Source organism: Salmonella sp. GDC200615 (genome assembly GCF_050574145.1).
Lineage (GTDB): Bacteria > Pseudomonadota > Gammaproteobacteria > Enterobacterales > Enterobacteriaceae > Salmonella > Salmonella enterica.
The window spans coordinates 4,166,505-4,191,027 of sequence record NZ_CP192247.1; the positions used below are offsets into that span (position 1 = coordinate 4,166,505).

Annotated in this window: 27 protein-coding genes; 13 read left to right on the forward strand and 14 right to left on the reverse strand. The window is 54.1% G+C overall.

Going from position 1 to position 24,523, the window contains the following annotated elements:
- Positions 1–3 precede the first annotated feature (3 nt).
- The 3 genes from ACQ29O_RS20185 (at position 4) to ACQ29O_RS20195 (ending at position 3,339) form a co-directional block, all read left to right on the forward strand.
- Positions 4–1,368, forward strand: coding sequence for a galactitol-specific PTS transporter subunit IIC (locus ACQ29O_RS20185; RefSeq protein ID WP_001746447.1), 1,365 nt, complete (start codon positions 4–6; stop codon positions 1,366–1,368).
- Positions 1,369–1,411: 43 nt separating this feature from the next.
- Positions 1,412–2,455 (forward strand): galactitol-1-phosphate 5-dehydrogenase, encoded by a 1,044-nt coding sequence (gene gatD, locus ACQ29O_RS20190; RefSeq protein WP_000844174.1) that lies wholly within the window; start codon positions 1,412–1,414, stop codon positions 2,453–2,455.
- Between the two features lie 110 nt (positions 2,456–2,565).
- A complete protein-coding gene (locus tag ACQ29O_RS20195) occupies positions 2,566–3,339 on the forward strand; it encodes a DeoR/GlpR family DNA-binding transcription regulator (protein WP_001083896.1) in 774 nt (257 codons plus the stop codon).
- A 157-nt stretch (positions 3,340–3,496) separates the two neighbouring features.
- Here the strand turns inward: ACQ29O_RS20195 and rsmI are convergent, their stop codons facing one another.
- Positions 3,497–4,360, reverse strand: a complete 864-nt coding sequence (gene rsmI, locus ACQ29O_RS20200; protein WP_000812295.1) for a 16S rRNA (cytidine(1402)-2'-O)-methyltransferase — start codon at positions 4,358–4,360, stop codon at positions 3,497–3,499.
- Between the two features lie 63 nt (positions 4,361–4,423).
- On the opposite strand from rsmI, the gene ACQ29O_RS20205 reads away from it, so the two are divergent.
- Genes ACQ29O_RS20205 through dolP form a run of 4 tightly spaced genes read left to right on the forward strand, consistent with a single transcriptional unit; the run spans position 4,424 to position 8,016 of the window.
- Positions 4,424–6,466, forward strand: coding sequence for a penicillin-binding protein activator (locus ACQ29O_RS20205; protein WP_000249224.1), 2,043 nt, complete (start codon positions 4,424–4,426; stop codon positions 6,464–6,466).
- Positions 6,424–6,819: a YraN family protein gene (locus ACQ29O_RS20210; protein ID WP_000057285.1), complete on the forward strand. Its 396-nt coding sequence runs from the start codon at positions 6,424–6,426 to the stop codon at positions 6,817–6,819. The genes ACQ29O_RS20205 and ACQ29O_RS20210 overlap by 43 nt, the downstream gene beginning before the upstream one ends.
- A gap of 21 nt (positions 6,820–6,840) precedes the next feature.
- Positions 6,841–7,431 (forward strand): DnaA initiator-associating protein DiaA, encoded by a 591-nt coding sequence (gene diaA, locus ACQ29O_RS20215; protein WP_000893481.1) that lies wholly within the window; start codon positions 6,841–6,843, stop codon positions 7,429–7,431.
- Between the two features lie 9 nt (positions 7,432–7,440).
- Positions 7,441–8,016 carry a division/outer membrane stress-associated lipid-binding lipoprotein gene (gene dolP / locus ACQ29O_RS20220; RefSeq protein ID WP_000643280.1) on the forward strand — a complete coding sequence of 192 codons (576 nt, stop codon included), beginning with the start codon at positions 7,441–7,443 and terminating at the stop codon, positions 8,014–8,016.
- A 66-nt stretch (positions 8,017–8,082) separates the two neighbouring features.
- Here the strand turns inward: dolP and ACQ29O_RS20225 are convergent, their stop codons facing one another.
- Positions 8,083–8,718: an NAD(P)H-binding protein gene (locus tag ACQ29O_RS20225; RefSeq protein ID WP_001530791.1), complete on the reverse strand. Its 636-nt coding sequence runs from the start codon at positions 8,716–8,718 to the stop codon at positions 8,083–8,085.
- 130 nt (positions 8,719–8,848) lie between these two features.
- On the opposite strand from ACQ29O_RS20225, the gene yhbO reads away from it, so the two are divergent.
- Entirely contained in the window at positions 8,849–9,367 is a 519-nt protein-coding gene (gene yhbO / locus ACQ29O_RS20230; protein WP_020937192.1) for a protein/nucleic acid deglycase, read from the forward strand.
- Here yhbO and ACQ29O_RS20235 read toward each other — a convergent pair.
- Positions 9,347–9,790: a YhbP family protein gene (locus ACQ29O_RS20235; protein ID WP_020937193.1), complete on the reverse strand. Its 444-nt coding sequence runs from the start codon at positions 9,788–9,790 to the stop codon at positions 9,347–9,349. The genes yhbO and ACQ29O_RS20235 overlap by 21 nt on opposite strands.
- 37 nt (positions 9,791–9,827) lie before the next feature.
- Between ACQ29O_RS20235 and ACQ29O_RS20240 the strand changes: the two genes are divergently transcribed.
- On the forward strand, positions 9,828–10,145 hold the full coding sequence (locus ACQ29O_RS20240; RefSeq protein WP_000928383.1) for a GIY-YIG nuclease family protein: 318 nt from the start codon (positions 9,828–9,830) through the stop codon (positions 10,143–10,145).
- Here ACQ29O_RS20240 and ACQ29O_RS20245 read toward each other — a convergent pair.
- A complete protein-coding gene (locus ACQ29O_RS20245; protein ID WP_000908562.1) occupies positions 10,132–10,635 on the reverse strand; it encodes a GNAT family N-acetyltransferase in 504 nt (167 codons plus the stop codon). The genes ACQ29O_RS20240 and ACQ29O_RS20245 overlap by 14 nt on opposite strands.
- Positions 10,629–11,153: a ubiquinone anaerobic biosynthesis accessory factor UbiT gene (gene ubiT, locus ACQ29O_RS20250; protein ID WP_000884719.1), complete on the reverse strand. Its 525-nt coding sequence runs from the start codon at positions 11,151–11,153 to the stop codon at positions 10,629–10,631. Before ubiT ends, ACQ29O_RS20245 begins: the two co-directional genes overlap by 7 nt.
- 216 nt (positions 11,154–11,369) lie before the next feature.
- Here ubiT and ubiU point away from each other — a divergent pair, with 216 nt between their 5' ends.
- The 3 genes from ubiU (at position 11,370) to ACQ29O_RS20265 (ending at position 14,437) form a co-directional block, all read left to right on the forward strand.
- Positions 11,370–12,365, forward strand: a complete 996-nt coding sequence (gene ubiU / locus ACQ29O_RS20255; protein WP_000421316.1) for a ubiquinone anaerobic biosynthesis protein UbiU — start codon at positions 11,370–11,372, stop codon at positions 12,363–12,365.
- An 8-nt stretch (positions 12,366–12,373) separates the two neighbouring features.
- Positions 12,374–13,252 carry a U32 family peptidase gene (locus ACQ29O_RS20260; RefSeq protein WP_000877720.1) on the forward strand — a complete coding sequence of 293 codons (879 nt, stop codon included), beginning with the start codon at positions 12,374–12,376 and terminating at the stop codon, positions 13,250–13,252.
- 177 nt (positions 13,253–13,429) lie between these two features.
- Positions 13,430–14,437 (forward strand): luciferase-like monooxygenase, encoded by a 1,008-nt coding sequence (locus ACQ29O_RS20265; RefSeq protein WP_000130438.1) that lies wholly within the window; start codon positions 13,430–13,432, stop codon positions 14,435–14,437.
- On the opposite strand, the gene ACQ29O_RS20270 is transcribed toward ACQ29O_RS20265, so the two are convergent.
- Complete coding sequence (locus tag ACQ29O_RS20270) at positions 14,415–15,134, reverse strand: L,D-transpeptidase family protein (protein WP_000532744.1); 720 nt, start codon at positions 15,132–15,134, stop codon at positions 14,415–14,417. The two genes, ACQ29O_RS20265 and ACQ29O_RS20270, sit on opposite strands and share 23 nt — an antisense overlap.
- A gap of 158 nt (positions 15,135–15,292) precedes the next feature.
- On the opposite strand from ACQ29O_RS20270, the gene ACQ29O_RS20275 reads away from it, so the two are divergent.
- The gene (locus ACQ29O_RS20275) at positions 15,293–15,823 is read left to right on the forward strand and encodes a hypothetical protein (protein ID WP_001294025.1); all 531 of its coding nucleotides are present in this window, start codon (positions 15,293–15,295) and stop codon (positions 15,821–15,823) included.
- Positions 15,824–15,883: 60 nt separating this feature from the next.
- Here the strand turns inward: ACQ29O_RS20275 and mtr are convergent, their stop codons facing one another.
- From mtr to rbfA, 8 genes are all read right to left on the reverse strand, one after another.
- Positions 15,884–17,128 (reverse strand): tryptophan permease, encoded by a 1,245-nt coding sequence (mtr, locus tag ACQ29O_RS20280; RefSeq protein ID WP_000224372.1) that lies wholly within the window; start codon positions 17,126–17,128, stop codon positions 15,884–15,886.
- A 153-nt stretch (positions 17,129–17,281) separates the two neighbouring features.
- A complete protein-coding gene (gene deaD, locus ACQ29O_RS20285) occupies positions 17,282–19,171 on the reverse strand; it encodes an ATP-dependent RNA helicase DeaD (RefSeq protein WP_000807252.1) in 1,890 nt (629 codons plus the stop codon).
- Complete coding sequence (gene yrbN, locus ACQ29O_RS20290) at positions 19,164–19,244, reverse strand: protein YrbN (RefSeq protein ID WP_010723222.1); 81 nt, start codon at positions 19,242–19,244, stop codon at positions 19,164–19,166. Before yrbN ends, deaD begins: the two co-directional genes overlap by 8 nt.
- Before the next feature lie 105 nt (positions 19,245–19,349).
- Complete coding sequence (gene nlpI / locus ACQ29O_RS20295) at positions 19,350–20,234, reverse strand: lipoprotein NlpI (RefSeq protein ID WP_000802069.1); 885 nt, start codon at positions 20,232–20,234, stop codon at positions 19,350–19,352.
- 109 nt (positions 20,235–20,343) lie between these two features.
- Positions 20,344–22,479 carry a polyribonucleotide nucleotidyltransferase gene (gene pnp / locus ACQ29O_RS20300; protein ID WP_253336095.1) on the reverse strand — a complete coding sequence of 712 codons (2,136 nt, stop codon included), beginning with the start codon at positions 22,477–22,479 and terminating at the stop codon, positions 20,344–20,346.
- Positions 22,480–22,720: 241 nt separating this feature from the next.
- Positions 22,721–22,990, reverse strand: a complete 270-nt coding sequence (rpsO, locus tag ACQ29O_RS20305; RefSeq protein ID WP_000059465.1) for a 30S ribosomal protein S15 — start codon at positions 22,988–22,990, stop codon at positions 22,721–22,723.
- A gap of 150 nt (positions 22,991–23,140) precedes the next feature.
- Positions 23,141–24,085 carry a tRNA pseudouridine(55) synthase TruB gene (gene truB, locus ACQ29O_RS20310; protein ID WP_000089674.1) on the reverse strand — a complete coding sequence of 315 codons (945 nt, stop codon included), beginning with the start codon at positions 24,083–24,085 and terminating at the stop codon, positions 23,141–23,143.
- Positions 24,085–24,486: a 30S ribosome-binding factor RbfA gene (rbfA, locus tag ACQ29O_RS20315; RefSeq protein ID WP_001040199.1), complete on the reverse strand. Its 402-nt coding sequence runs from the start codon at positions 24,484–24,486 to the stop codon at positions 24,085–24,087. Before rbfA ends, truB begins: the two co-directional genes overlap by 1 nt.
- Between the last annotated feature and the right edge of the window lie 37 nt (positions 24,487–24,523).

The following is a 24,523-nucleotide window of genomic DNA, read 5'->3' on the forward strand; positions in this document are numbered from 1 at the left end:
CGTATGTTTAGCGAAATAATGCGTTATATCCTCGACTTAGGCCCAACGGTGATGTTGCCTCTGGTGATCATCGTGTTCTCTAAACTGCTGGGAGTGAAGCTTGGGGATTGTTTTAAATCGGGTTTGCATATTGGTATCGGCTTCGTGGGTATTGGTCTGGTCATCGGCCTGATGCTGGATTCTATCGGCCCCGCGGCGAAAGCCATGGCGGAACATTTCCAAATCAATCTCCACGTTATTGACGTCGGCTGGCCAGGTTCATCGCCCATGACCTGGGCGTCACAAATCGCGCTGGTCGCGATCCCTGTCGCCATCGGGGTTAACGTCCTGATGCTGGTGACCCGCATGACCCGCGTGGTGAATGTTGATATCTGGCACATGACCTTCACGGGCGCCATGCTGCATCTGGCGACCGGTTCATACTGGCTGGGGATTCTGGGCGTTGTGGTTCATGCCGCCTTTGTCTACAAACTGGGGGACTGGTTTGCCAAAGATACCCGCGACTATTTTGGCCTCGAGGGGATTGCCATCCCACACGGTTCATCCGCGTACCTGGGCCCCGTGGCGGTACTCGTTGATACCATTATCGAGAAAATTCCGGGTCTCAATCGTATTCACTTTAGCGCAGACGATGTCCAGAAACGCTTCGGACCGTTTGGCGAGCCGGTGACTGTCGGCTTCGTGATGGGGCTGGTGATTGGTGTACTGGCAGGCTACGACGCCAAAGCCGTTCTGCAACTGGCGGTCAAAACCGCAGCGGTGATGCTGCTTATGCCACGCGTCATTAAACCTATTATGGATGGCCTAACGCCTATCGCGAAACATGCGCGTAAACGTCTACAGGCTAAATTTGGCGGGCAGGAGTTCCTGATAGGCCTTGATCCAGCGCTACTGCTCGGTCATACCTCTGTTGTCTCCGCGAGCCTGATATTCATTCCGCTGACCATCCTGATTGCCGTCTTAGTACCGGGGAACCAGGTGCTGCCGTTCGGCGACCTCGCCACCATCGGTTTCTTTATTGCGATGGCGGTCGCGGTACACCAGGGCAACCTGTTCCGCACGCTGATTTCAGGTGTCATTATTATGGGTATCACCCTGTGGATAGCCACCCAGACGATTGGCCTGCATACCCAACTGGCTGCCAATGCCGGAGCGCTAAAAGCTGGCGGACAAGTCGCCTCGCTGGATCAGGGCGGTTCTCCCATCACCTGGCTGCTGATTCAACTTTTTACCTGGCAGAATATCGTCGGCTTCGCCGTCATTGCCATTATCTATCTGGCCGGCGTACTGCTGACCTGGCGTCGCGCCCGACAGTTTGTCGCGGCTGAGAAAGCCACGGCGCTACAGCAAAGTCAAATCGCCTCTTAATTTTAGGGGAGCAATCGCTCCCCTCACCTTCCTGGAGAATGTTATGAAATCAGTGGTTATTCACGCTGAGGGAGACGTGCGCGTTGAAGAACGTCCCTTACCACAACTGCAAGCCGAGGACGATGTGTTGGTCAAAGTCGTTAGCTCAGGGCTTTGCGGGTCGGATATCCCGCGTATTTTCGCGCAGGGCGCCCATTATTATCCTATTACGTTAGGCCATGAATTCAGCGGCTACGTTGAATCCTACGGCACAGGCGTAACGGATATGCAGCCTGGCGATGCCGTCGCTTGTGTCCCGCTTCTTCCCTGCTTTCACTGTCCGCAATGCGAACGCGGTTACTTTTCTTTATGCAAACAGTATCAGTTTGTAGGATCGCGCAGCGAAGGCGGTAATGCGGAATATGTGGTGGTCAAACGGGCCAATCTTTTCCGCTTGCCGTCTGATATGCCGATTGAAGATGGCGCGTTTATCGAACCAATTACCGTGGGCTTACACGCCTTTCATCTGGCGCAGGGCTGCGAGGGGAAAAACGTAATTATCGTTGGTGCCGGGACAATTGGCCTGCTGGCCTTACAGTGCGCGCGGGAACTGGGCGCGCGAAGCGTAACGGCGATTGATATCAATCCGCAGAAACTGGAACTTGCGAAAGCGCTCGGCGCAACGCATACCTGTAATAGCCGGGAAATGACCGCCGACGACATCCAGACCGCGTTGTCCGACATTCAGTTTGATCAACTGGTTCTCGAAACGGCAGGAACTCCCCAGACCGTCTCGCTGGCTATCGATATCGCCGGGCCGCGCGCGCAACTGGCGCTGGTGGGGACGTTACATCACGATCTCACCCTGACAACGCGTACATTCGGGCTAATTTTGCGTAAAGAGCTCACGCTCCTCGGCAGTTGGATGAACTACTCCGCACCATGGCCAGGAGAAGAATGGGAAACCGCAGCGCGCCTGTTGGCTGAAAAACGTCTTCAACTGACCCCTCTCATTGCCCATCGCGGCGATGCGGAAAGCTTTGCAGAAGCAGTCAAAGCGCTTAATGGCGCGCCCATGCAGGGCAAAATCCTACTTCAACTTTCCTGATGGTACGAGCCAGCAACCTGCGCTGGCTCACATTTCCTTTCGAAATTTAGCGTTCACCTTTCGCAATCCTTCGTTTAAACTAGTTACAGTTAATTATCAGGCAAATCAATATGAACTCATTTGAGCGAAGAAATAAAATTGTCGACCTGATTAATACGCAAGGCAGCGTGCTGGTGATGGACCTTTCAAATACATTTGGTATTTCTGAAGTGACTATCCGTGCTGACCTGCGTCTGCTGGAAGAGAAAGGCCTTGTCACCCGTTTTCATGGCGGCGCGGCAAAACCGGGAAGTCATCTGGCGGAAGGCGACAATCAGGAAGTCATTCTGGAAGATCGGTATCAACTCGCCAGCGATCCGAAAAAGCGGATTGCCCAGGCGGCTGCGGCAATGGTTGAAGAAGGAATGACCATCATTCTGGATAGCGGGAGCACAACATTACTGATTGCGGAAGCGCTCGCGCGAAAAAGCAATATTACGGTGATCACTAACAGCTTGCCTGCCGCTTTTACGCTATCAGAAAATAAAGATCTCACGCTGGTGGTCTGCGGCGGTACGGTACGGCATAAAACCCACTCAATGCACGGCACGATTGCGGAACGATCGCTACACGGCATCAGCGCCGATTTAATGTTTGTCGGGGCGGATGGCATTGATGCGACAAACGGTATTACCACGTTTAACGAAGGTTATTCCATTAGCGGCGTCATGGCGGCGGCGGCACACAAAGTTATCGCGGTACTGGACGCGACCAAATTTAACCGTCGCGGCTTTAACCAGGTATTGCCGATGGACAAGATCGACTGTGTGATAACCGATGACACCATCAGCAAACAGGATAAAGCGGCATTAGCGAAAACAGGCGTGGAATTAATGATCGTCTAAAAAGGAGTCGGTTATGCGTTGCTGATCGCGAGAGTAAGCCCGAAGGAAAGGTCCGGCCCGCTATCACCGCCCAATGCCCCCATCAATTTACCCACATCAATCACCTGATTGAGTATTAACGCGATGGCGATAAAAGGCGGTTCCCGGGCGCTCGCTTTTATTCTTCCTGCTGCTCCAGCGCATACTTATACAGCGCATTTTTCTTCACGCCGTGAATTTCTGCTGCCAGCGCCGCCGCTTTTTTCAGCGGCAGTTCTGCCTGTAGCAGCGCCAGCGTGCGCAGCGCGTCGGCGGGCAGGTCGTCTTCTTGCGCTTTATGGCCTTCGACAATCAGCACCATTTCGCCTTTGCGACGGTTTTCATCTTCTTTGACCCACGCCAGCAGCTCGCCAACGGGCGCGCCGTGAATGGTTTCCCAGGTTTTGGTCAGCTCACGCGCCAGCACCACATAACGGGATTCTCCCAATACCGCGACGATATCTTCCAGGCTATCTAACAGGCGGTGGGTTGACTCATAAAAAATCAGCGTTCGCGGTTCCGTTTCAATGGCTTTTAGCGCATCACGGCGGCCTTTTGATTTGGCAGGCAGGAAGCCTTCATAACAAAAACGATCTGATGGTAAACCCGCGGCGCTTAATGCAGTGATAGCAGCACACGGCCCTGGTAGCGGCACCACGCGAATCCCCGCTTCACGGCAAGTACGCACCAGATGGTAGCCCGGATCGTTAATCAGCGGCGTACCGGCGTCGGAAACCAGCGCAATGTTCTGCCCTTCTTTTAGCTTCGCGACCAGCGTTTCCGCTTTTTGTTGTTCGTTATGGTCGTGCAGCGCGAACAATCGGGCATTAATCCCAAAATGTTGCAGCAATAAACCGGTGTGACGAGTATCCTCGGCGGCAATCAGATCTACAGCCTGTAACACCTCCAACGCACGCTGGGTAATATCCGCCAGATTACCGATAGGAGTAGGTACAATAAAGAGTTGGCCCTGAGAATTATCCGCCGATTCGTTTTGTTTCATTGTGTCGTCCGTATTGCCGATTTAATATTGAGCATTGCGTAAAAAAATATCACTGGATACAGTATGGTACCCTCAACATTTTCTCGTTTGAACGCCGCGCGCGCGCTGCCTGTCGTCCTGGCTGCGCTACTTTTCGCCGGGTGCGGCACCCAGGCGCCAGATCAAAGCGCAGCCTATATGCAGGGTTCAGCGCAAGCTGACTCCGCCTTTTACCTGCATCAGATGCAGCAAAGCGCAGATGATAGCAAGACCAACTGGCAATTACTCGCCATTCATGCACTGCTGAAAGAAGGAAAAAGCCAGCAGGCCGTCGACCTGTTCAACCAACTCCCGCAAAATCTGAACGATGCCCAGCGTCGCGAACAGTCTTTATTAGCGGTAGAAATCAAACTGGCGCAAAAAGATGTCGCAGGCGCGCAGGCCTTGCTGGATAAACTAAAACCTGCCGACTTTGCGCCAAATCAGCAAGCGCGTTACTGGCAGGCGCAGATCGTTGCCAGCCAGGGACGCCCGTCGCTTACCCTGTTGCGGGCGTTAATCGCCCAGGAACCGCTACTGGCGGCGAAAGATAAACAAAAAAATATCGACGCCACCTGGCAGGCGCTCTCCGCCATGACGCCGGATCAGGCCAAGACGTTAGTTATCAACGCCGATGAAAACGTGCTTCAGGGCTGGCTGGATCTGCAACGCGTCTGGTTTGACAACCGCAACGATCCGGACATGCTGAAAGCCGGGATCGCCGACTGGCAAAAACGCTACCCGCAAAATCCGGGGGCGAAAATGCTGCCGACGCAGCTCGTCAATGTGCAACGTTTCAAACCGGCTTCCACCAGCAAAATCGCTCTGCTGCTGCCGCTGAACGGTCAGGCTGCCGTGTTTGGCCGTACCATCCAGCAAGGTTTCGAAGCCGCGAAAAACCTCGGCACCCAGGCGGTGGAGATGCAGCCTGCCGCCGCTCCTGACGCGCCGGTCGAACCTGGCGTGGAGGAGACGCAACCACAAATGACCAACGGCGTCGCCAGTCCGTCGCAGGCCTCGGTGAGCGATCTAACTGATGACGCTCCAGCCCAGTCCGCTACGCCAGTCAGCGCGCCACAAACTCCCCCTGCTACAGCAAGCGCGCCGGCGGATCCCTCCGCTGAATTAAAAATCTACGATACCTCTTCCCAGCCGTTGGATCAGGTGCTCGCTCAGGTTCAGCAAGACGGCGCCAGTATCGTGGTCGGGCCGCTGTTGAAAAACAATGTGGAAGCGCTGATGAAAAGCAACACGCCGCTCAACGTGCTGGCGCTCAACCAGCCGGAAACGGTACGTAGCTTCCCTAATATCTGCTATTTCGCGCTCTCTCCAGAAGATGAAGCCCGTGACGCGGCGCATCATATTTATGACCAGGGCAAGCAGTCGCCGCTGCTGTTGATTCCACGCAGCGCGCTTGGCGATCGCGTGGCGAACGCCTTCACCCAGGAGTGGCAAAAACTGGGCGGCGGCATCGTGTTACAGCAAAAATTCGGCTCCGTAGCCGAGCTGAAAATGGGCGTGAACGGCGGCGCGGGTATCGCGTTGACGGGCAGTCCGGTCGCCGCCAGCGTGCCTGCGCAGCCTGGCGTCACCATTGGCGGTCTGACCATCCCTGCGCCGCCGACCGACGCGCAAATCACCGGCGGCGGACGCGTAGACGCGGTCTATATTCTGGCTACGCCGGAAGAGATTGGCTTTATCAAACCGATGATCGCCATGCGTAACGGCACCCAGAGCGGCGCGACGCTGTATGCCAGCTCTCGCAGCGCGCAAGGCACCTCCGGCCCCGACTTCCGTCTGGAAATGGAGGGTTTACAATACAGTGAAATTCCTATGCTGGCAGGCGGCAATATGCCGTTGATGCAGCAGGCGCTGAGCGCTGTACATAACGACTATTCTCTGGCGCGGATGTACGCCATGGGCGTGGATGCCTGGACGCTGGCGAACCACTTTTCGCAGATGCGTCAGGTGCAGGGATTTGAGATCAATGGTAATACCGGCGCATTAACCGCCAGCCCGGATTGTGTGATTAACAGGAAGTTATCATGGCTCAAATACCAGCAAGGGGAGATTGTTCCCGCCAGCTAACGCGTAAACAGGCTGGCGACGCGTGGGAAGCTGCCGCGCGTCGCTGGCTGGAAAGCAAAGGACTGCGGTTTATCGCCGCCAACGTGCGCGAGCGCGGCGGCGAAATCGATCTGATCATGCGCGACGGAAAAACGACGGTTTTTGTTGAGGTCCGCTATCGGCGCTCCGGGCTTTATGGCGGCGCGGCGGCTAGTGTGACCCGCAGCAAGCAACACAAATTATTACATACTGCCCGCTTGTGGCTCGCCCGCCAGAATGGGAGTTTTGATACTGTGGATTGTCGGTTCGATGTGTTAGCCTTCACCGGAAATGAGATTGAGTGGTTTCGGGATGCGTTTAACGACCACTCATAATTGAAGATTTTAAGGATTAGCGTGCTCGAAAGAATCAAAGTTTGCTTTACAGAAAGCATTCAAACTCAAATTGCTGCGGCGGAAGCGCTTCCGGATGCCATTTCCCGCGCCGCCATGACGCTGGTTCATTCCCTGCTTAACGGCAACAAAATCCTCTGTTGTGGAAACGGGACGTCCGCGGCCAACGCACAGCATTTTGCTGCCAGCATGATTAACCGCTTTGAAACGGAGCGACCCAGTTTACCCGCCATTGCACTAAATACCGATAATGTGGTCTTAACTGCGATCGCTAACGATCGCCTGCACGATGAAGTTTATGCAAAACAAGTCCGGGCGCTGGGACATGCAGGCGATGTTTTATTGGCGATCTCTACGCGTGGTAATAGTCGCGATATCGTAAAAGCCGTTGAAGCAGCCGTCACACGTGACATGACCATTGTGGCGCTAACCGGGTATGACGGGGGTGAGCTGGCCGGACTATTAGGGCCGCAGGATGTCGAAATTCGTATCCCTTCACACCACAGCGCGCGCATTCAGGAAATGCATATGCTGACGGTAAACTGCCTGTGCGATTTGATCGATAACACGCTTTTTCCTCACCAGGATGATTAAGGAGTACACATGAAGGCATTTTCGCCGCTCGCAGTCCTTATTTCTGCGTTGCTATTGCAAGGTTGCGTCGCCGCCGCGGTAGTGGGTACGGCAGCCGTCGGCACCAAAGCCGCAACCGACCCGCGTAGCGTGGGCACCCAGGTGGATGACGGAACGCTGGAACTGCGTGTCAGCAGCGCGCTGTCGAAAGATGAGCAAATCAAAAAAGAGACGCGCATCAATGTCACGGCTTATCAGGGCAAAGTTTTGTTAGTGGGCCAGTCGCCAAACAGCGAACTCTCCGCACGCGCTAAACAGATAGCGATGGGCGTTGAAGGCACCACCGAGGTCTATAACGAGATTCGCCAGGGTCAGCCTATCGGCCTGGGGACCGCCTCTAACGATACCTGGATCACCACGAAAGTTCGCTCACAGCTACTGACCAGCGATCAGGTAAAATCGTCAAACGTGAAAGTCACCACCGAAAATGGCGAAGTGTTCCTGCTGGGCCTGGTGACTGAACGTGAAGGTAAAGCGGCAGCGGACATCGCCAGCCGGGTGAGCGGCGTGAAACGCGTGACCACCGCCTTTACGTATATTAAGTAACCGGTGTGCCGGGTGGCGATAAGAATGTGTAAACCGCGTCGCCATCCGGTAAATCATCCGGCTTCGCTATTCCGCTTTTTCCCGCAGTTGCGATGAGGTCAGAATCGTCACGCCTTCTTGTGCTGGCGCCAGCGCTTCCGCCAGCATGGCCCGCGCCACATCCCGCGCATCAATCGATTTCCAGTTTCCTGGCAACAGCCGGAATAGCGGAGCGAAAAGCGTTTCATTCACCCGCCGCGTTGTTCTGTCGCCGAGCAGCATAGAAGGCCGGGCAATCGTCAAACGAGGCCAATTTTGCGCGATTAACGCCTCCTCCATTTCTCCTTTCACCCGATTGTAGAAAAACGGAGAGTGCGCGTTTGCTCCCATTGCGCTGACCACCAACATGTGCTGCGCGCCCAGTCGACGCCCGGTCAGCGCGGTATCAACCACCAGCGTATAATCCGCATGAATAAACGCCGCTTTACTTCCCGCTTCACGCCGGGTCGTGCCCAGGCAGCAAAAAACAATATCCACCGGGTCGGTCACCTGAGCTAACGCGTCGGTAAGCTGCGGATCGTGAGGGTTATAAACGCCGACAATATCCGTCAGCGGGCGACGCGTCGGCGCGGCGATAGCGCTCACCTGCGGCGTGTTGATTAACATTCTCAGCAGATGTCCGCCGACCAGTCCGGTCGCGCCGGTAATCAGTACCTGACTCATCCTCGCTCCTTTACAGATTTGTCCACCTTGCACTCTCGGCCCTATCGACCAAGCTTAATAGTCTACGAGATAAGTATCCATCATTGTGGAAAATTTGCCTTACCCGACGCCACCACTGCGGAGGAAACGTATGAGTAAGAAAATTGCCGTTTTGATTACCGATGAATTTGAAGATTCAGAATTTACCTCGCCGGCAGCAGAATTCCGTCAGGCCGGCCATGAGGTCATCACCATCGAAAAAGAGGCGGGTAAAACGGTGAAAGGAAAAAAAGGCGAGGCCAGCATCACCATTGATAAGGCTATTGATGACGTTCGTCCCAACGAGTTCGACGCCTTGCTATTGCCGGGAGGTCATTCGCCGGACTACCTGCGCGGCGACAGCCGTTTCGTGGATTTTACCCGCGATTTCGTTAACAGCGGTAAACCGGTTTTTGCCATTTGCCACGGCCCACAGTTGTTGATCAGCGCCGATGTCATTCGTGGCCGCAAACTCACGGCGGTGAAACCGATTATTATCGATGTGAAGAATGCGGGCGCGGAATTTTACGATCAGGAAGTCGTCGTCGATAAAGATCAGCTGGTGACCAGCCGCACGCCTGACGACCTGCCGGCATTTAACCGCGAGGCGCTACGCCTGCTGGGCGCGTGAGTCGCGTAACCAGTGCAGTTTTTTACCAAACCCCAGCGTGTTGTCGGTGAATTTAATTTCATCCAGCCGGATTTCCCATACCGGCGCTGGCAGCACCCTGGCGACCGGGAAGCGACGAAGGTAAGCTTTACGCGCGGCGTCGCTCTCCTGCCCCTCCAGACGGCGAATTTCCCCTTTAAACTGTACGCCGCGAATGCGCGCCACCGTTTTCGGCTGACCATTGACCGTTCCCACAACTGGCGCGCACGCGCCAGACATTTGCGCATGGCGGGTTTTATCATCCGTTAACAGATACAGCGCGACGTTTTGCGCATCAAACAAATAAAACGCATTGGCGCACCACAGCTCTCCCTCATGGTGTACGCACCAGGTCACCACGTGTTGTTTCGCCAGCCAACGGCCAATAGCGGTAAGTGTGTCCATCTTTATTCTCGCTTATACTGGGAACCTGAAAATTATCATGCTGATGGCGACAATGACACCCTGGTATCTGTATCTGATTCGTACTGCAGACAATGCGCTTTACACCGGAATAACCACCGATGTGGCGCGTCGTTACAGGCAGCATCAAACGGGAAAAGGCGCAAAAGCATTACGGGGAAAAGGCGAGTTAACGCTGGCGTTTGCGGCGCAGGTCGGCAATCGCTCGCTGGCCCTGCGCATAGAGTATCGCATCAAACAGCTCACAAAGCGCCAGAAGGAGCGCCTTGTGACGGAACGCGAAGCGTTTGAGGCGCTGCTGTCCAGCCTGCAAACGCCGGTGCTTAAAAACGATTGAAGTGGTCGTGATACTCCACCAGCCCCGTCACGCCCTCCAGCGCATCCTCAGCCAAACGGTGTACCTGGAAAGCGCTTTCCGTACCGGGCCAACGGCAGTGAAGATCGTAATGTGCGGCCAGTTCAAAACCGAAGCGGCTATATAACGCCGGATCGCCCAGCGTCACGACCGCCGCGTAGCCGAACTCGTTGAGCGAATCCAGCCCTTCATACACTAACTGGCGCGCCAGCCCTTGCCCGCGATACTTTTCATCGACCGCCAGCGGCGCCATGCCGACCCACTGTAAATCTTCGCCCTGCACATCAACCGGGCTAAAGGCGACATAGCCCACCACCTGACCTTCATCATCCGTGGCCACCAGTCCGAGCGTCAGAAAACCATCTTCACGCAAATCGTGAACCAGCTTCGCTTCCGCATCGCTTTCGAATGAACGGCGTAACAGCGCATCAATACCAGGCGCATCAATGGGAATTTCTACTCGAATTAGCATGGCTCACCTACCGAGGTCTGTTTGGTTTCCGGCGAGTTTTTCATTCCCGCCTCAACAAAATCCGCCAGTTGCAGCAGCATAACGTGTAACGCTTTCGGCATCTGCTCCAGTTCGATGGCGTCCATCAGATTCTTCACATACAACCCTAACTCAGTATCGCCTTCAATGACCAGTCGACGCTGGAAAAAGAGCGTATCCGGATCCTGTTTACGGGCGGCGATCATTAGCAGATCGCTGGCGTCGGCGCTAAAACTGACGTCAGCATCCGCCTGCTGGCTAACGATCAGCTTTTCATTTTCAACCGTGGTATACCATTTTAAGTCGATGTCACGAACATGAATGCTTAACCAACGACCTTCGAGGAATTCCAGCTCTCCATCGGCCAGCGCCTGACGAAACTGCCAGCTCAGAACCTGTTCCAGAACCTGGCGCTTTAGCGCAAAGGGCGTCAGTTTAACCGGTACACTCATCAGAGACGGGCCAGCATGGACTAAGCGTGAACGCAGTTTATCTAACACGAGCTTTACTCCCTGTTTCAATAGTCCTGTTATTTTGCCATATCCAATAAATCACATGGCGGCGTAAATCAACAATTGGGTCTGATTTTCTACCCCATTATTGGTGTTACCAATACGCCTTTAACTGCCTTAAATCAAAAATTGTCGCAGCAAGGTTAACTAAAATCCCTGTTCGTTAACAATTTTGCGTCTCAGACGTAACCCTCAGGATAAATTATGGAGCTGCTCTGCCCTGCCGGAAATCTCCCGGCGCTGAAGGCGGCCATCGAAAACGGCGCTGACGCCGTTTATATCGGGTTAAAAGACGATACCAATGCCCGTCATTTTGCCGGCCTTAACTTTACCGAAAAAAAATTGCAGGAAGCGGTGAGTTTTGTTCACCAGCATCGCCGCAAATTACACATCGCCATTAATACTTTTGCGCATCCGGACGGCTATGCCCGCTGGCAGCGCGCCGTGGATATGGCGGCGCAGCTTAGCGCCGACGCGTTGATTCTCGCCGACCTCGCTATGCTGGAATATGCCGCAGAGCGTTACCCGCATATTGAGCGCCATGTTTCCGTTCAGGCCTCGGCAACCAACGAAGAGGCGATTCGCTTTTATCACCGCAACTTTGATGTCCACCGTGTAGTACTGCCGCGTGTACTGTCGATTCACCAGGTAAAACAACTGGCCCGCGTCACGCCGGTGCCGCTGGAGGTATTCGCGTTTGGCAGCCTGTGCATTATGGCGGAAGGTCGCTGCTATCTTTCTTCCTACCTGACGGGGGAGTCGCCCAATACCGTCGGCGCCTGCTCTCCCGCCCGCTTTGTCCGTTGTCAGCAAACGCCGCAGGGGCTGGAATCGCGCCTGAATGATGTCCTGATTGACCGTTACCAGGATGGCGAAAACGCAGGCTACCCAACGCTGTGTAAAGGCCGCTATTTAGTGGACGGCGAGCGCTATCACGCGCTGGAGGAGCCAACCAGCCTGAACACGCTGGAACTGCTGCCGGAGCTCATGGCGGCGAACATCGCTTCGGTGAAGATCGAAGGCCGCCAGCGCAGCCCGGCCTACGTCAGCCAGGTGGCGAAAGTGTGGCGCCAGGCGATCGATCGCTGCAAAGCCGCCCCGCAAAACTTCGTTCCACAGCGCGACTGGATGGAGACGCTCGGCGCGATGTCCGAAGGCACCCAAACCACGCTTGGCGCATATCACCGTAAATGGCAGTGAGAGGAGCTATGAAATATTCCTTAGGACCGGTGCTTTATTACTGGCCGAAAGAGACGCTGGAAGATTTTTATCAGCAGGCCGCAAAAAGCAGCGCTGATGTCATTTATCTGGGCGAAGCGGTGTGCAGCAAGCGTCGCGCGACCAAAGTCGGCGACTGGCTGGAAATGGCGAAATCCCTCGCCGCCAGCGGTAAGCAGGTGGTGCTCTCCACCCTGGCGCTGGTACAGGCGTCATCTGAATTAAGCGAGCTGAAACGCTATGTGGACAACGGCGATTTTCTGCTGGAAGCCAGCGATCTTGGCGTGGTGAATCTGTGCGCCGAGCGCAAACTGCCGTTTGTCGCCGGCCATGCGCTGAACTGCTACAACGCGGTCACGCTGCGCCGGTTGCTGAAAGAAGGCATGGTACGCTGGTGTATGCCGGTGGAGCTGTCCCGCGACTGGCTGGTGAATTTGCTTAATCAGTGCGATGAACTGGGCATCCGCAATCAGTTTGAAGTGGAAGTGTTGAGCTACGGGCATCTGCCGCTGGCCTACTCCGCTCGCTGCTTTACCGCCCGTTCGGAAGACCGCCCGAAAGATGAGTGCGAAACCTGCTGTATCAAGTATCCAAACGGTCGTGACGTGCTCTCGCAAGAGAATCAGCAGGTGTTTGTGCTTAACGGTATTCAGACCATGAGCGGCTATGTCTATAACCTTGGCAACGAACTGACGTCGATGCAGGGATTGGTCGATATCGTGCGGCTGTCGCCGTTGGGTACGGAGACATTTGCCATGCTTGATGCCTTTCGCGCTAACGAAAACGGCGGCGCGCCATTAGCGCTTGCCGCGCATAGCGACTGCAACGGCTACTGGAGGCGGCTGGCCGGGCTGGAGCTACAGGCCTAGCCGGATGGCGGCATAAAGACCTTATCTGGCCTACAAATAGCGATCCCGTAGGCCCGATAAGTGCAGCGCCATCGGGCATTGTTTTTGCCGTCAGTCTCATAAAGCTCACTTTGTTAACAACATTCGCTAATCTTTAATGCAGTATTAAAAGATTAACCGGTAACAAAGTGAGCCGTTATGACTGACAAAACTATTCCGTTCTCGGTGCTGGATCTGGCGCCGATCCCTGAAGGATCTTCGGCAAAAGAAGCCTTCACGCACTCGCTTGATCTCGCACGGCTGGCTGAAAAGCGCGGTTATCACCGCTACTGGCTGGCGGAACATCACAACATGACCGGTATCGCCAGCGCGGCGACCTCGGTATTGATTGGTTATCTGGCGGCCAATACCACAACATTACATCTTGGCTCCGGCGGCGTGATGCTGCCTAACCATTCACCGCTGGTGATTGCCGAGCAGTTCGGCACGCTGAATACGCTCTACCCGGGACGTATCGACTTAGGGTTGGGACGCGCGCCGGGTAGCGATCAGCCGACGATGCGCGCGCTGCGTCGCCATATGAGCGGCGATATCGATAACTTTCCACGCGATGTCGCAGAGCTGGTGGACTGGTTCGACGCTCGCGACCCTAATCCGCATGTGCGCCCGGTGCCCGGCTACGGCGAGCAGATCCCGGTCTGGCTGTTGGGCTCCAGCCTGTATAGCGCACAGTTGGCGGCCCAGCTTGGCCTGCCGTTCGCCTTTGCTTCGCATTTCGCGCCGGATATGTTGTTCCAGGCGCTGCATCTGTACCGTACCCAGTTCAAACCTTCAGCGCGGCTGGAAAAACCGTACGCGATGGTGTGTATCAATATTATCGCCGCCGACAGCAACCGCGACGCCGAATTCCTGTTTACCTCCATGCAGCAGGCTTTCGTGAAGCTACGCCGTGGGGAAACCGGCCAACTGCCGCCGCCGATTGAGAATATGGAGACCTTCTGGTCGCCATCCGAGCAGTATGGCGTGCAGCAGGCGCTGAGTATGTCGCTGGTCGGTGATAAAGCGAAAGTCCGCCACGGGCTAGAATCCATCCTGCGGGAGACCCAGGCGGATGAAATTATGGTAAACGGGCAGATTTTCGACCACCAGGCACGCCTGCATTCGTTTGATTTAGCGATGGATGTTAAGGAAGAGTTGTTGGGCTGATTTTATAACGCCGATTTTCAACGGTGATGGTTGGCAATCGGCGATTTTTTTCGAAGTAATCATAGCCGGGCTTCAACATACGCCAGAAATTATATTCCGGCCATGCTTGCGCCTGGCGCATATTTTCGTCATTCATCGTAAATGGGAAGATATGGACAGGCACGCGCTTCTGCCCGCTGTTTAGCGCCTGCGCCACCAGTTGATAAATCTCTTCAATACCGGCATCGGTCATGGCATAGCAACCGGCCGAAACGCAGTTCCCGTGAACCATAATGAAATCACCGGTGTAGCCATTTGCCCGATCGTAAGCATTCGGGTAGCCAATATTAAATGCCAGATGATAGCGGCTGTTTGGGTTAAGCAACCCTTTGTTGGTGGCATAAAAGCCTTCCGGGCTTTTACCGTCTCCCTGTTTATGTTTTGGCCCTAAGCCACCAGACCATGCGCATATAGTCCAGGTTTTGTAGAGTTTGTAAGGCTTGTTATTGGCGCTTGCCCACAGTTCCAGCTTATCTTCCGCTTTCAGAATGCGGATAAATAACTGGTCGCCGGGGTGAATGATTTTTAAAGACGATGCGACAGGTTTTTCCACTGGCAGGTAAACGTCTTCATCGTACGGAGTGAGCCAGAAAAATTTTAAAATAAAAGCGATAAACAGGCTCAATAATACAATAGCGAGTAGTCCTTTACGCCCCATTTTCGTATTCCGCTTATTCTGAACCAGTTCAAGTATATATTTTCCTATGATATGAAATAGAGGAAAGGTCCAGTTCTGTACTTTTATAAAATAGTAATCGTTTTATCATGGCCGAACAGGGATATGAATAAATCGACTTATTACCAGAGAAAATCATCATGAGTGAACCTGCTTCCTTTTTTCTTCATGCACATATTACCGAGAGTAACCTCAAGAAATTTTTCCATTCACCGGCAACAAATATTAAAGACTATGACGACTGGTTGCCATGGTTTACTGAGGAGCAAAGGTTGTACGGCGATCCTGCAAAAATGCTTAACAATCTTGCCACATGTAATTCTGGTGAAAGTGAAAAGAATATTTATGCTGAACATATCAACTTTAATAAAGAAACACAGATAGTCACGATGGATCACATATTTCTCTCAGAGAGCTATGAAATCTTCATGCCACTCATGGCCTGTGTGCGGGGAATCGAGAAATTTATTACGCTAGGGGAAAATAATTTTGCGCTAATTTATTATTACTGGTGGGGTTCGGAGATCGCCATCGCGCTCGAATTTGACGCCAATGGTAGCAGAATAACGGCAAATCCTAAGGCAGAAAATTTAACTATCGCCGATGCTTTTTTCGATGAACACGGGGAAGCACTCGCCGAAGAACTTTATAATAAACAGGGTTTTATTTGATACCATTTCGCGGACTTGTGAAATATTGCCGGATGAAAACAGCTCATCCGGCTCGTTCAATTACTGGTACACCGGCAGCAAATTAAAGCTCGACAGAATATGGATAACCGCGTTGCCAACACCGAAGACCAAAATCAGGGCAATCATCGGTTTACCGCCCCAGACACGAAATTTCGGGCTGCCGAAACGTTCGCGAGATTTACGTGCCAACAGCGCAGGCACAATGGCCGCCCAGATAGTTGCAGCTAAACCTGCATAGCCAATGGCGTACAGAAAACCGTTCGGGTACAGCAGGCCACCAATCATCGGCGGCAGGAAAGTCAGCAGCGCCGTTTTAAAACGCCCCATTGCCGAGTCATCAAAACCAAACAGATCCGCCAGATAGTCAAACAGCCCCAGCGTCACGCCAAGGAAGGAACTGGCGACCGCAAAGTTAGAGAACACCACCAGCAGCAGATCCAGGCTGCGGCTGTTCAGCACGCCGCTCAACGCCTGTACCAGCACATCAATATTGCCGCCTTTCTGCGCAATGCCGATAAATTCCGGACGCGGGATGTTGCCCATCGTCCCCAGCAGCCAGACGGAATAGAGCGCCAGCGCCAGTAACGTCCCATAAATCAGGCATTTGACGATGGTACGCGGATCTTTGCCGTAATATTTCATCAAGCTCGGTACGTTACCGTGATAACCAAAAGAGGCCAGACAAAATGGCAGCGTCATCAGCAGGTAGGGCGTATATGACGCGTGGCTTTCAGCCACGTTAAACAACGTGGCAGGCTGAACGTGCCCCAACAGGCTGCCGAAGGTCAGGAAGAAAGTAATCACTTTCGCGCCCAGCACAATCGCCGTCATCCGACTGACCGCCTTCGTACTCAGCCACACTACAAACGCCACCAGCAGCGCAAAGGCAAAACCTGCCGCTCGCGCCGGAACGTTCAACGACATCTCAGCAAAGGTATGATGCAGAATCGAGCCGCTCGCCGAGATATAGGCGTAAGTCAGGATGTAGAGCACAAAGGCAATGGAAATACCGTTGACAATGTTCCAGCCTTTCCCCAACAGATCTTTGGTGATGGTGTCGAAACTCGAACCAATGCGGTAGTTAAGGTTGGCTTCGAGGATCATCAGCCCGGAGTGCAGCATACAAAACCAGGTAAAGACCAGCGCCGCCATCGACCAGAAGAACCACGCCCCGGACATGACCACCGGCAGGGAGAACATCCCCGCGCCAATGATGGTGCCGCCGATAATCACCACGCCGCCAAGCAGCGAAGGTGACGTTTGGGTGGTGGTAAGTGTTGCCATTCAGCTCTCTCTCCAGTCATTTATAGTGTGACTATCTCTCAATACGCTGCACTGTACCAGTACACGAGTACAAAAGAAATAAAAAAAGCCCCGATTGTGACGATCGGGGCTGTATATTTTACTTTACGCTGTGAATGCGCAGGTCAGCGTGAGTTACGCATCACCGCCGAAACGACGGCGACCGGTAGAGTCATCACGACGCGGACCACGGCTTTCACGACGCTCGCCGCTGAAGCGACGACCATCACCACGACCACCTTCACGACGTTCGCCGCTGAAATTACGACCGCCTTCACGACGTTCGCCACTGAAGCTACGACCACCGCCGCGACGTTCGCCGCCCGCGTGCGGAACCGCATCACCCAACAGCTGCATATTCATCGGCTTGTTCAGAATGCGGGTACGCGTGAAGTGCTGCAACACTTCGCCCGGCATACCTTTCGGCAGCTCGATGGTGGAGTGAGACGCGAACAGCTTAATGTTACCAATGTAACGGCTGCTGATGTCGCCTTCGTTAGCGATAGCGCCCACGATATGACGAACTTCAACGCCGTCATCACGGCCCACTTCAATGCGGTATAACTGCATATCGCCAACGTCACGACGTTCACGACGCGGACGTTCTTCACGGTCGCCACGCGGGCCACGGTCATTACGCTCGCGCGGACCACGGTCGTCACGGTCACGGAATTCACGCTTAGGACGCATCGGCGCATCCGGCGGCAGAATCAGCGGACGCTCGCCTTGCGCCATTTTCAGCAGTGCGGCGGCCAGCGTTTCGAGATCCAGCTCTTCGCCTTCAGCAGACGGCTGGATTTTCGCCAGCAGCGCACGGTACTGATCCAGATCGCTGCTTTCCAGTTGCTGTTGAACTTTCGCGGCGAATTTTTCCAGACGGCGTTTACCCAGCAGTTCTGCGTTCGGCAGTTCCACTTCCGGAATGGTCAGCTTCATGGTGCGTTCGATATTGCGCAGCAGACGACGCTCGCGGTTCTCAACGAACAGCAGCGCGCGACCGGCGCGACCCGCACGGCCGGTACGACCGATACGGTGAACGTAGGACTCGGAGTCCATCGGAATATCGTAGTTCACCACCAGGCTGATACGTTCAACGTCCAGACCACGTGCCGCAACGTCGGTAGCGATCAGGATGTCCAGACGACCATCTTTCAGGCGTTCCAGAGTCTGCTCACGCAGCGCCTGGTTCATATCGCCATTCAACGCGGCGCTGTTGTAGCCGCTACGTTCCAGCGCTTCTGCTACTTCCAGGGTCGCGTTTTTGGTACGCACGAAGATAATCGCCGCATCAAAGTCTTCCGCTTCCAGGAAACGCACCAGCGCTTCGTTTTTACGCATGCCCCAGACAGTCCAGTAGCTCTGGCTGATGTCAGGACGGGTAGTCACGCTGGACTGAATGCGCACTTCCTGCGGCTCTTTCATAAAGCGGCGGGTAATGCGACGAATCGCTTCCGGCATGGTGGCGGAGAACAGAGCGGTCTGATGACCTTCCGGGATCTGCGCCATAATAGTTTCAACGTCTTCGATGAAGCCCATACGCAGCATTTCGTCGGCTTCATCCAGCACCAGACCACTCAGTTTAGAGAGGTCGAGAGTGCCACGTTTTAAGTGATCAAGCAGACGTCCCGGCGTACCGACAACGATCTGCGGCCCCTGACGCAGGGCGCGTAACTGCACGTCATAACGCTGACCGCCGTACAGGGCAACCACGTTTACGCCGCGCATGTGTTTAGAGAAATCCGTCATGGCTTCGGCAACCTGTACCGCCAGTTCGCGGGTTGGCGCCAGCACCAGAATCTGAGGTGCCTTCAGCTCAGGATCAAGATTGTTGAGCAGCGGTAAAGAGAACGCTGCGGTTTTGCCGCTACCGGTCTGGGCCATGCCCAGCACGTCGCGACCGCCCAGCAGATGCGGAATGCACTCTGCCTGGATTGGAGATGGTTTTTCGTAACCCAGATCGGTAAGGGCTTCAAGGATAGGAGCCTTCAGCCCCAGATCTGCAAAAGTGGTTTCGAATTCAGCCATGTAGTACGTGTGCCTCAAAATTAATGGCGGCCAGTCTACATAACTCATCATGAAATTGATCTGCAATTTTCATTGAAAAGTGTGAACCGGCTCAAAGTAGGTGTATTAACGAACAACAACGCCCTCACCCGCGAAGGTGATGGCAATCAAAAAGATTACGGGCTGATATGTTCGTCAGCTATTGCTGGTCCGATTCTGCCAGGTCATCTTGGTCCTGGCCCAGGAGCGATAATTCCAACAATGCGTATCGGTGCTCAACAAAGTTATGAACGTTGTTGGCCACCGCCAGTTTGAACAGAGCCGTGGCGCTGTCCAAATCCCCCAGACTTAGGTAATACTTACCTAAATAGAAGTTGGTTTCACTGAGATGCTCAGCGAGCGAGGTGTTATCCGTTGCGTCCGCCTTGAGCCTTTCCATCAGCGTTGCTTCGCTAATGTCGCCCAGGTAGAACTCGACAATGTTCCATCCCCATTGCTCTTTATCCGATTTTTCAAAGCGTGCTTTTAACGCTTCTTTCGCCTGCTTCTCATTAAGCTTCTGCTCAACAAGATACAGCCACAGGCTGCGGTAAGGATCATTGGGATCGTCTTGATAAAACGCCAGCAGATCATCTTGCGCTAACTTATCACGGCCGCCGTAATACAATGCGATACCGCGGTTTAAGTGCGCGTAGTTGTAAGTTGGATCAAGCTCTAGTACAGAATCAAACGCTTCATAGGCAGCATCAAAATTGCCTGCCTGCGTTAAATAAATGCCTAAGTAATTGAATACTTCAGGCATATCCGGTCTGATTGCCAGCGCTTGTGAAAAATCATTTCGCGCTAATGCCCTCAAACCAAGACTATCATACAACACTCCGCGCTCATATAAAAGCTGTGCGCGTTCGTCATCGGTTAAAGCCCGACTGGCAAGAATCTGTTCCATACGCGCCAGAATCACTTCCTGCTGTAAAGTCGGTTGCAATGGTACTGCGAGGACTTCACTTTTACGCCAGGCGGAATTACTGCATCCTGCAAGCGTAAGTGCTGTCGCAACGAAACACCAGCGCAAAAAAGGCTTCATTTCCCACTCCCGAAGACAACGATTGAATGAACGTCCTGTTCCCCGGTGGCTCAACAAGGCGTCCAGCCAGGTCTAAAGCCCTCCGCACTGCGGAGGGCAAAAGGCTACCTTACTCGGCCTGTTCGCTCGCCGGAGCTTCCGGCGCAGCCGCAGGTTGAGACTGCTCGGTTGCTTCTTTAATGCTCAGACGTACACGGCCCTGGCGGTCAACTTCCAGAACCTTAACCGGGACTTCCTGACCCATCTGCAGATAATCGGTCACTTTCTCTACACGCTTATCCGCGATTTGAGAGATGTGAACCAGACCTTCTTTACCGCCGCCGATGGCAACAAACGCGCCAAAGTCAACGATACGGGTCACTTTACCATTGTAGATACGGCCGACTTCGATCTCTGCGGTAATCTCTTCGATACGACGGATAGCGTATTTCGCTTTTTCACCGTCGGTCGCCGCGATCTTCACAGTACCGTCATCTTCGATTTCGATGGTGGTGCCGGTCTCTTCAGTCAGCGCGCGGATCACAGAACCGCCTTTACCGATCACGTCTTTGATCTTGTCCGTGCTGATCTTGATGGTATGGATACGCGGCGCAAATTCAGAGATATCGCCGCGCGGCGCGTTGATCGCCTGTTCCATCACGCCCAGGATGTGCAGACGCGCACCTTTAGCCTGGTTCAACGCAACCTGCATGATCTCTTTGGTGATACCTTCAATTTTGATATCCATCTGCAGCGCAGAGATACCGTCGCGGGAACCCGCCACTTTGAAGTCCATATCGCCCAGGTGATCTTCGTCGCCCAGAATGTCAGACAGTACAACGTAGTTGTCGCCTTCTTTCACCAGACCCATAGCGATACCTGCTACGGCGGCTTTAATTGGCACGCCAGCGTCCATCAGCGCCAGAGAAGCGCCGCACACGGAAGCCATAGAGGAAGAACCGTTGGATTCGGTGATTTCAGACACCACGCGAACGGTGTACGGGAATTTATCCATGTCCGGCATCACTGCCAGCACGCCGCGCTTCGCCAGACGACCGTGACCAATTTCACGACGCTTCGGAGAACCGACCATGCCGGTTCCGCCTACGGAGTACGGAGGGAAGTTGTAGTGGAACAGGAAGCTGTCAGTGCGCTCGCCCATCAGTTCATCAAGCACCTGCGCGTCACGGGCAGTACCCAGAGTCGCGGTAACCAGCGCCTGCGTTTCACCACGGGTAAACAGAGCGGAACCGTGAGTACGCGGCAGTACGCCAGTGCGCACGTCCAGACCACGGATCATGTCTTTTTCACGGCCATCAATACGCGGCTCGCCTGCCAGTACGCGGCTACGCACCACGTTTTTCTCGATGGCGTGCAGGATTTCGCCCAGCTCGTTAGCATCCAGAGTTTCATCTTCTGCAATAAGCTGCTCGATGGTTTCGGATTTGATTACGTCAACCTGAGCATAGCGTTCTTGTTTATCGGTGATGCGGTACGCGTCGCTCAGACGAGATTCAGCAAGCGCAGCAACACGCGCGTTCAACGCGTCGTTGACGGCTTCCGGCTGCCAGTCCCAACGCGGTTTACCGGCTTCTTTCACCAGATCGTTGATCGCCTGGATAACAACCTGCTGCTGCTCGTGACCGAATACCACCGCGCCCAGCATAGTGTCTTCGCTCAGCAGTTCAGCTTCGGATTCCACCATCAGCACAGCCGCTTCGGTACCGGCAACCACCAGGTCCAGCTTGCTTTCTTTCAGCTCGTCCTGGGTCGGGTTCAGCACGTACTGGTCATTGATGTAACCTACGCGCGCCGCGCCGATTGGGCCGTTGAACGGAATGCCGGACAGCGACAGCGCAGCGGATGCGCCGATCATGGCAACGATGTCTGGGTTAACCTGCGGGTTAACGGAAACGACGGTCGCAATAACCTGCACTTCGTTAACGAAGCCTTCCGGGAACAGCGGACGAACCGGGCGGTCAATCAGACGCGCAATCAGGGTTTCGCCTTCGCTTGGACGGCCTTCACGACGGAAGAAGCTGCCCGGGATACGACCAGCAGCGTAGGTACGCTCCTGATAGTTAACGGTCAGCGGGAAGAAGTCCTGGCCTGGCTTGGCTTTTTTCTGGCCGACAACGGTAACGAATACGGCGGTGTCATCCATGCTTACCATAACAGCGGCAGTGGCCTGACGCGCCATCATGCCAGTTTCCAGCGTAACGGTATGCTGACCGTACTGGAATTTACGAACGATCGGATTAAGCAAAATAATATCCTTTCCAATTTTTGACGGCATAATACGCGCCGTCGTTAATACCCGATCTTCTGCGCATCCTCGCGACTAATGACAACCCTAACCCTGATATGGGTAAAGCCTCTCATTAGCCGCGCGAACCTCTGCAACGGAAGATCATTCATAGCAACAATACATTAGTTTCCAGCGAATTGCTGCCATCTGCTGGAAAAAAGGGGCCATGAAGGCCCCCTCTTTCTGAAACTCGAAAGAATTAGCGACGCAGACCCAGACGCTCAATCAGCGCGGTGTAGCGTGCAACATCTTTACGTTTCAGGTAGTCGAGCAGTTTACGACGCTGAGAAACCATACGCAGCAGACCACGACGGCTGTGGTGATCTTTTTTATGCTCTGCAAAGTGACCCTGCAGGTGGTTAATCTGTGCAGTCAACAGAGCAACCTGAACATCGGTAGAACCGGTGTCGTTTGCGTCACGACCGAACTCAGAAACGATTTTAGCTGTAGCTTCAGTACTTAGAGACATTTTAAAACTCCAAAGTATTTAAGAATGAGAGGACGCCGATCTCTAATTCAGCGATCCCAGTGTACGCCGCGTAAACTGTTAAATAATTTACGCGACGTTAAGCGGCGGTATTCTACTCGCAGCGCTCTTTTATCGCAAGACGAAGCGACATTACGCTGGGTACTCTACTACCAGCCGACGAGGCGCGACACGGCCTTCGTCGTCAATTTCGCCCATACCGATAAATTTATCGTCTTCACCTTCCGTCACACGAACCAGTCCCTTCAACGGCGCGCCCGTGGTACGAACCGGGTTGCCATTTTTGAAGTATACCGAAGATGTTAACGGCAGATTAACAACAGGGTAGTCCGAAGCTGGACTGTCCATTGGCATCAATAATGGATCGAGCAACTGCGCCGCCGGAACGCCCTGCTGCTCCGCCTGTGCTACCAGCGTCTGCAAATGCTCCAGCGTCACCATACGATCCACCGGATACTTGCTGACCGTCAGACGACGCAGGTACGTTACGTGCGCGCCACAGCCCAGTTTTTCACCTAAATCATCAATAATGGTACGAATATAGGTGCCTTTGGAGCAATGAACTTCCAGCTCCAGCTCGTTACCTTCATGGCGAATAAACAGCAGCTCATAGACGGTAATCGGGCGGGCTTCGCGCGGCACTTCGATACCCTGGCGGGCATATTCGTACAGCTTCTTGCCCTGATACTTCAGCGCCGAATACATCGAGGGAATCTGTTCGATATCCCCACGAAAGGTCTCCAGCGCGCTCGCAAGCTGCTCAGCGCTGAAAGTCACCGGACGCTCCTGCACGATTTGACCATCGGCGTCAGAGGTATCCGTGCGCTGCCCCAGACGGGCAATAACACGATAGCGTTTGTCAGAATCCAGCAGGTACTGCGAAAATTTTGTCGCTTCGCCGAGGCAAATCGGCAACATGCCGGTCGCCAGCGGGTCCAGCGCGCCGGTATGCCCGGCGCGGTTGGCATTGTAGATGCGCTTAACTTTCTGCAGCACGTCATTGCTGGACATACCCTGCGGCTTATCCAGCAGCAGAACGCCGTGAATGTCGCGGCCACGACGACGAGGACGACTCATCAGTCCTCCTTGCTGTCGTCCGGGTTCACACGACGTTCTTCGTCATGTTTCACCACGTTAGTTACCAGGTTGGACATACGCATCCCTTCCACCAGCGAGTTGTCGTAGAAGAAGGTCAGTTCCGGCACGATGCGCAGACGCATCGCTTTACCCAGCAAGCTGCGGATGAAACCAGACGCTTCCTGCAACGCTTTGATGCCCGCTTTTACTGCGTCTTCATCTTTGTCGTTCAAAAAGGTGACAAACACTTTGGCATAGGCCAGGTCACGGGACATTTCGACACCGGAGACGGTAGTCATCATGCCCAGGCGCGGGTCTTTAATTTCGCGCTGCAGGATGATTGCGATCTCTTTTTGCATCTCTTGCGCTACGCGCTGAGGGCGACCAAATTCTTTCGCCATAATAAATTCTCCAGAATAAAGACAAAAAAGGGGCCAT

What these genes read in the sequence shown, in the direction of transcription:
- ACQ29O_RS20240 (WP_000928383.1), top strand. Translation starts at nt 9,828, where the DNA reads ATGCTGATGGCGACAATGACACCCTGGTATCTGTATCTGATTCGTACT.
- ACQ29O_RS20270 (WP_000532744.1), bottom strand. Translation starts at nt 15,134, where the DNA reads ATGGGGCGTAAAGGACTACTCGCTATTGTATTATTGAGCCTGTTTATC.
- gatD (WP_000844174.1), top strand. Translation starts at nt 1,412, where the DNA reads ATGAAATCAGTGGTTATTCACGCTGAGGGAGACGTGCGCGTTGAAGAA.
- ACQ29O_RS20265 (WP_000130438.1), top strand. Translation starts at nt 13,430, where the DNA reads ATGACTGACAAAACTATTCCGTTCTCGGTGCTGGATCTGGCGCCGATC.
- ACQ29O_RS20245 (WP_000908562.1), bottom strand. Translation starts at nt 10,635, where the DNA reads ATGCTAATTCGAGTAGAAATTCCCATTGATGCGCCTGGTATTGATGCG.
- rbfA (WP_001040199.1), bottom strand. Translation starts at nt 24,486, where the DNA reads ATGGCGAAAGAATTTGGTCGCCCTCAGCGCGTAGCGCAAGAGATGCAA.
- truB (WP_000089674.1), bottom strand. Translation starts at nt 24,085, where the DNA reads ATGAGTCGTCCTCGTCGTCGTGGCCGCGACATTCACGGCGTTCTGCTG.
- ACQ29O_RS20205 (WP_000249224.1), top strand. Translation starts at nt 4,424, where the DNA reads ATGGTACCCTCAACATTTTCTCGTTTGAACGCCGCGCGCGCGCTGCCT.
- ACQ29O_RS20195 (WP_001083896.1), top strand. Translation starts at nt 2,566, where the DNA reads ATGAACTCATTTGAGCGAAGAAATAAAATTGTCGACCTGATTAATACG.
- ACQ29O_RS20260 (WP_000877720.1), top strand. Translation starts at nt 12,374, where the DNA reads ATGAAATATTCCTTAGGACCGGTGCTTTATTACTGGCCGAAAGAGACG.
- ACQ29O_RS20275 (WP_001294025.1), top strand. Translation starts at nt 15,293, where the DNA reads ATGAGTGAACCTGCTTCCTTTTTTCTTCATGCACATATTACCGAGAGT.
- ACQ29O_RS20185 (WP_001746447.1), top strand. Translation starts at nt 4, where the DNA reads ATGTTTAGCGAAATAATGCGTTATATCCTCGACTTAGGCCCAACGGTG.
- ACQ29O_RS20225 (WP_001530791.1), bottom strand. Translation starts at nt 8,718, where the DNA reads ATGAGTCAGGTACTGATTACCGGCGCGACCGGACTGGTCGGCGGACAT.
- yhbO (WP_020937192.1), top strand. Translation starts at nt 8,849, where the DNA reads ATGAGTAAGAAAATTGCCGTTTTGATTACCGATGAATTTGAAGATTCA.
- ACQ29O_RS20210 (WP_000057285.1), top strand. Translation starts at nt 6,424, where the DNA reads ATGGCTCAAATACCAGCAAGGGGAGATTGTTCCCGCCAGCTAACGCGT.
- rsmI (WP_000812295.1), bottom strand. Translation starts at nt 4,360, where the DNA reads ATGAAACAAAACGAATCGGCGGATAATTCTCAGGGCCAACTCTTTATT.
- dolP (WP_000643280.1), top strand. Translation starts at nt 7,441, where the DNA reads ATGAAGGCATTTTCGCCGCTCGCAGTCCTTATTTCTGCGTTGCTATTG.
- ACQ29O_RS20235 (WP_020937193.1), bottom strand. Translation starts at nt 9,790, where the DNA reads ATGGACACACTTACCGCTATTGGCCGTTGGCTGGCGAAACAACACGTG.
- mtr (WP_000224372.1), bottom strand. Translation starts at nt 17,128, where the DNA reads ATGGCAACACTTACCACCACCCAAACGTCACCTTCGCTGCTTGGCGGC.
- rpsO (WP_000059465.1), bottom strand. Translation starts at nt 22,990, where the DNA reads ATGTCTCTAAGTACTGAAGCTACAGCTAAAATCGTTTCTGAGTTCGGT.
- nlpI (WP_000802069.1), bottom strand. Translation starts at nt 20,234, where the DNA reads ATGAAGCCTTTTTTGCGCTGGTGTTTCGTTGCGACAGCACTTACGCTT.
- ubiU (WP_000421316.1), top strand. Translation starts at nt 11,370, where the DNA reads ATGGAGCTGCTCTGCCCTGCCGGAAATCTCCCGGCGCTGAAGGCGGCC.
- yrbN (WP_010723222.1), bottom strand. Translation starts at nt 19,244, where the DNA reads ATGAAAATTGCAGATCAATTTCATGATGAGTTATGTAGACTGGCCGCC.
- deaD (WP_000807252.1), bottom strand. Translation starts at nt 19,171, where the DNA reads ATGGCTGAATTCGAAACCACTTTTGCAGATCTGGGGCTGAAGGCTCCT.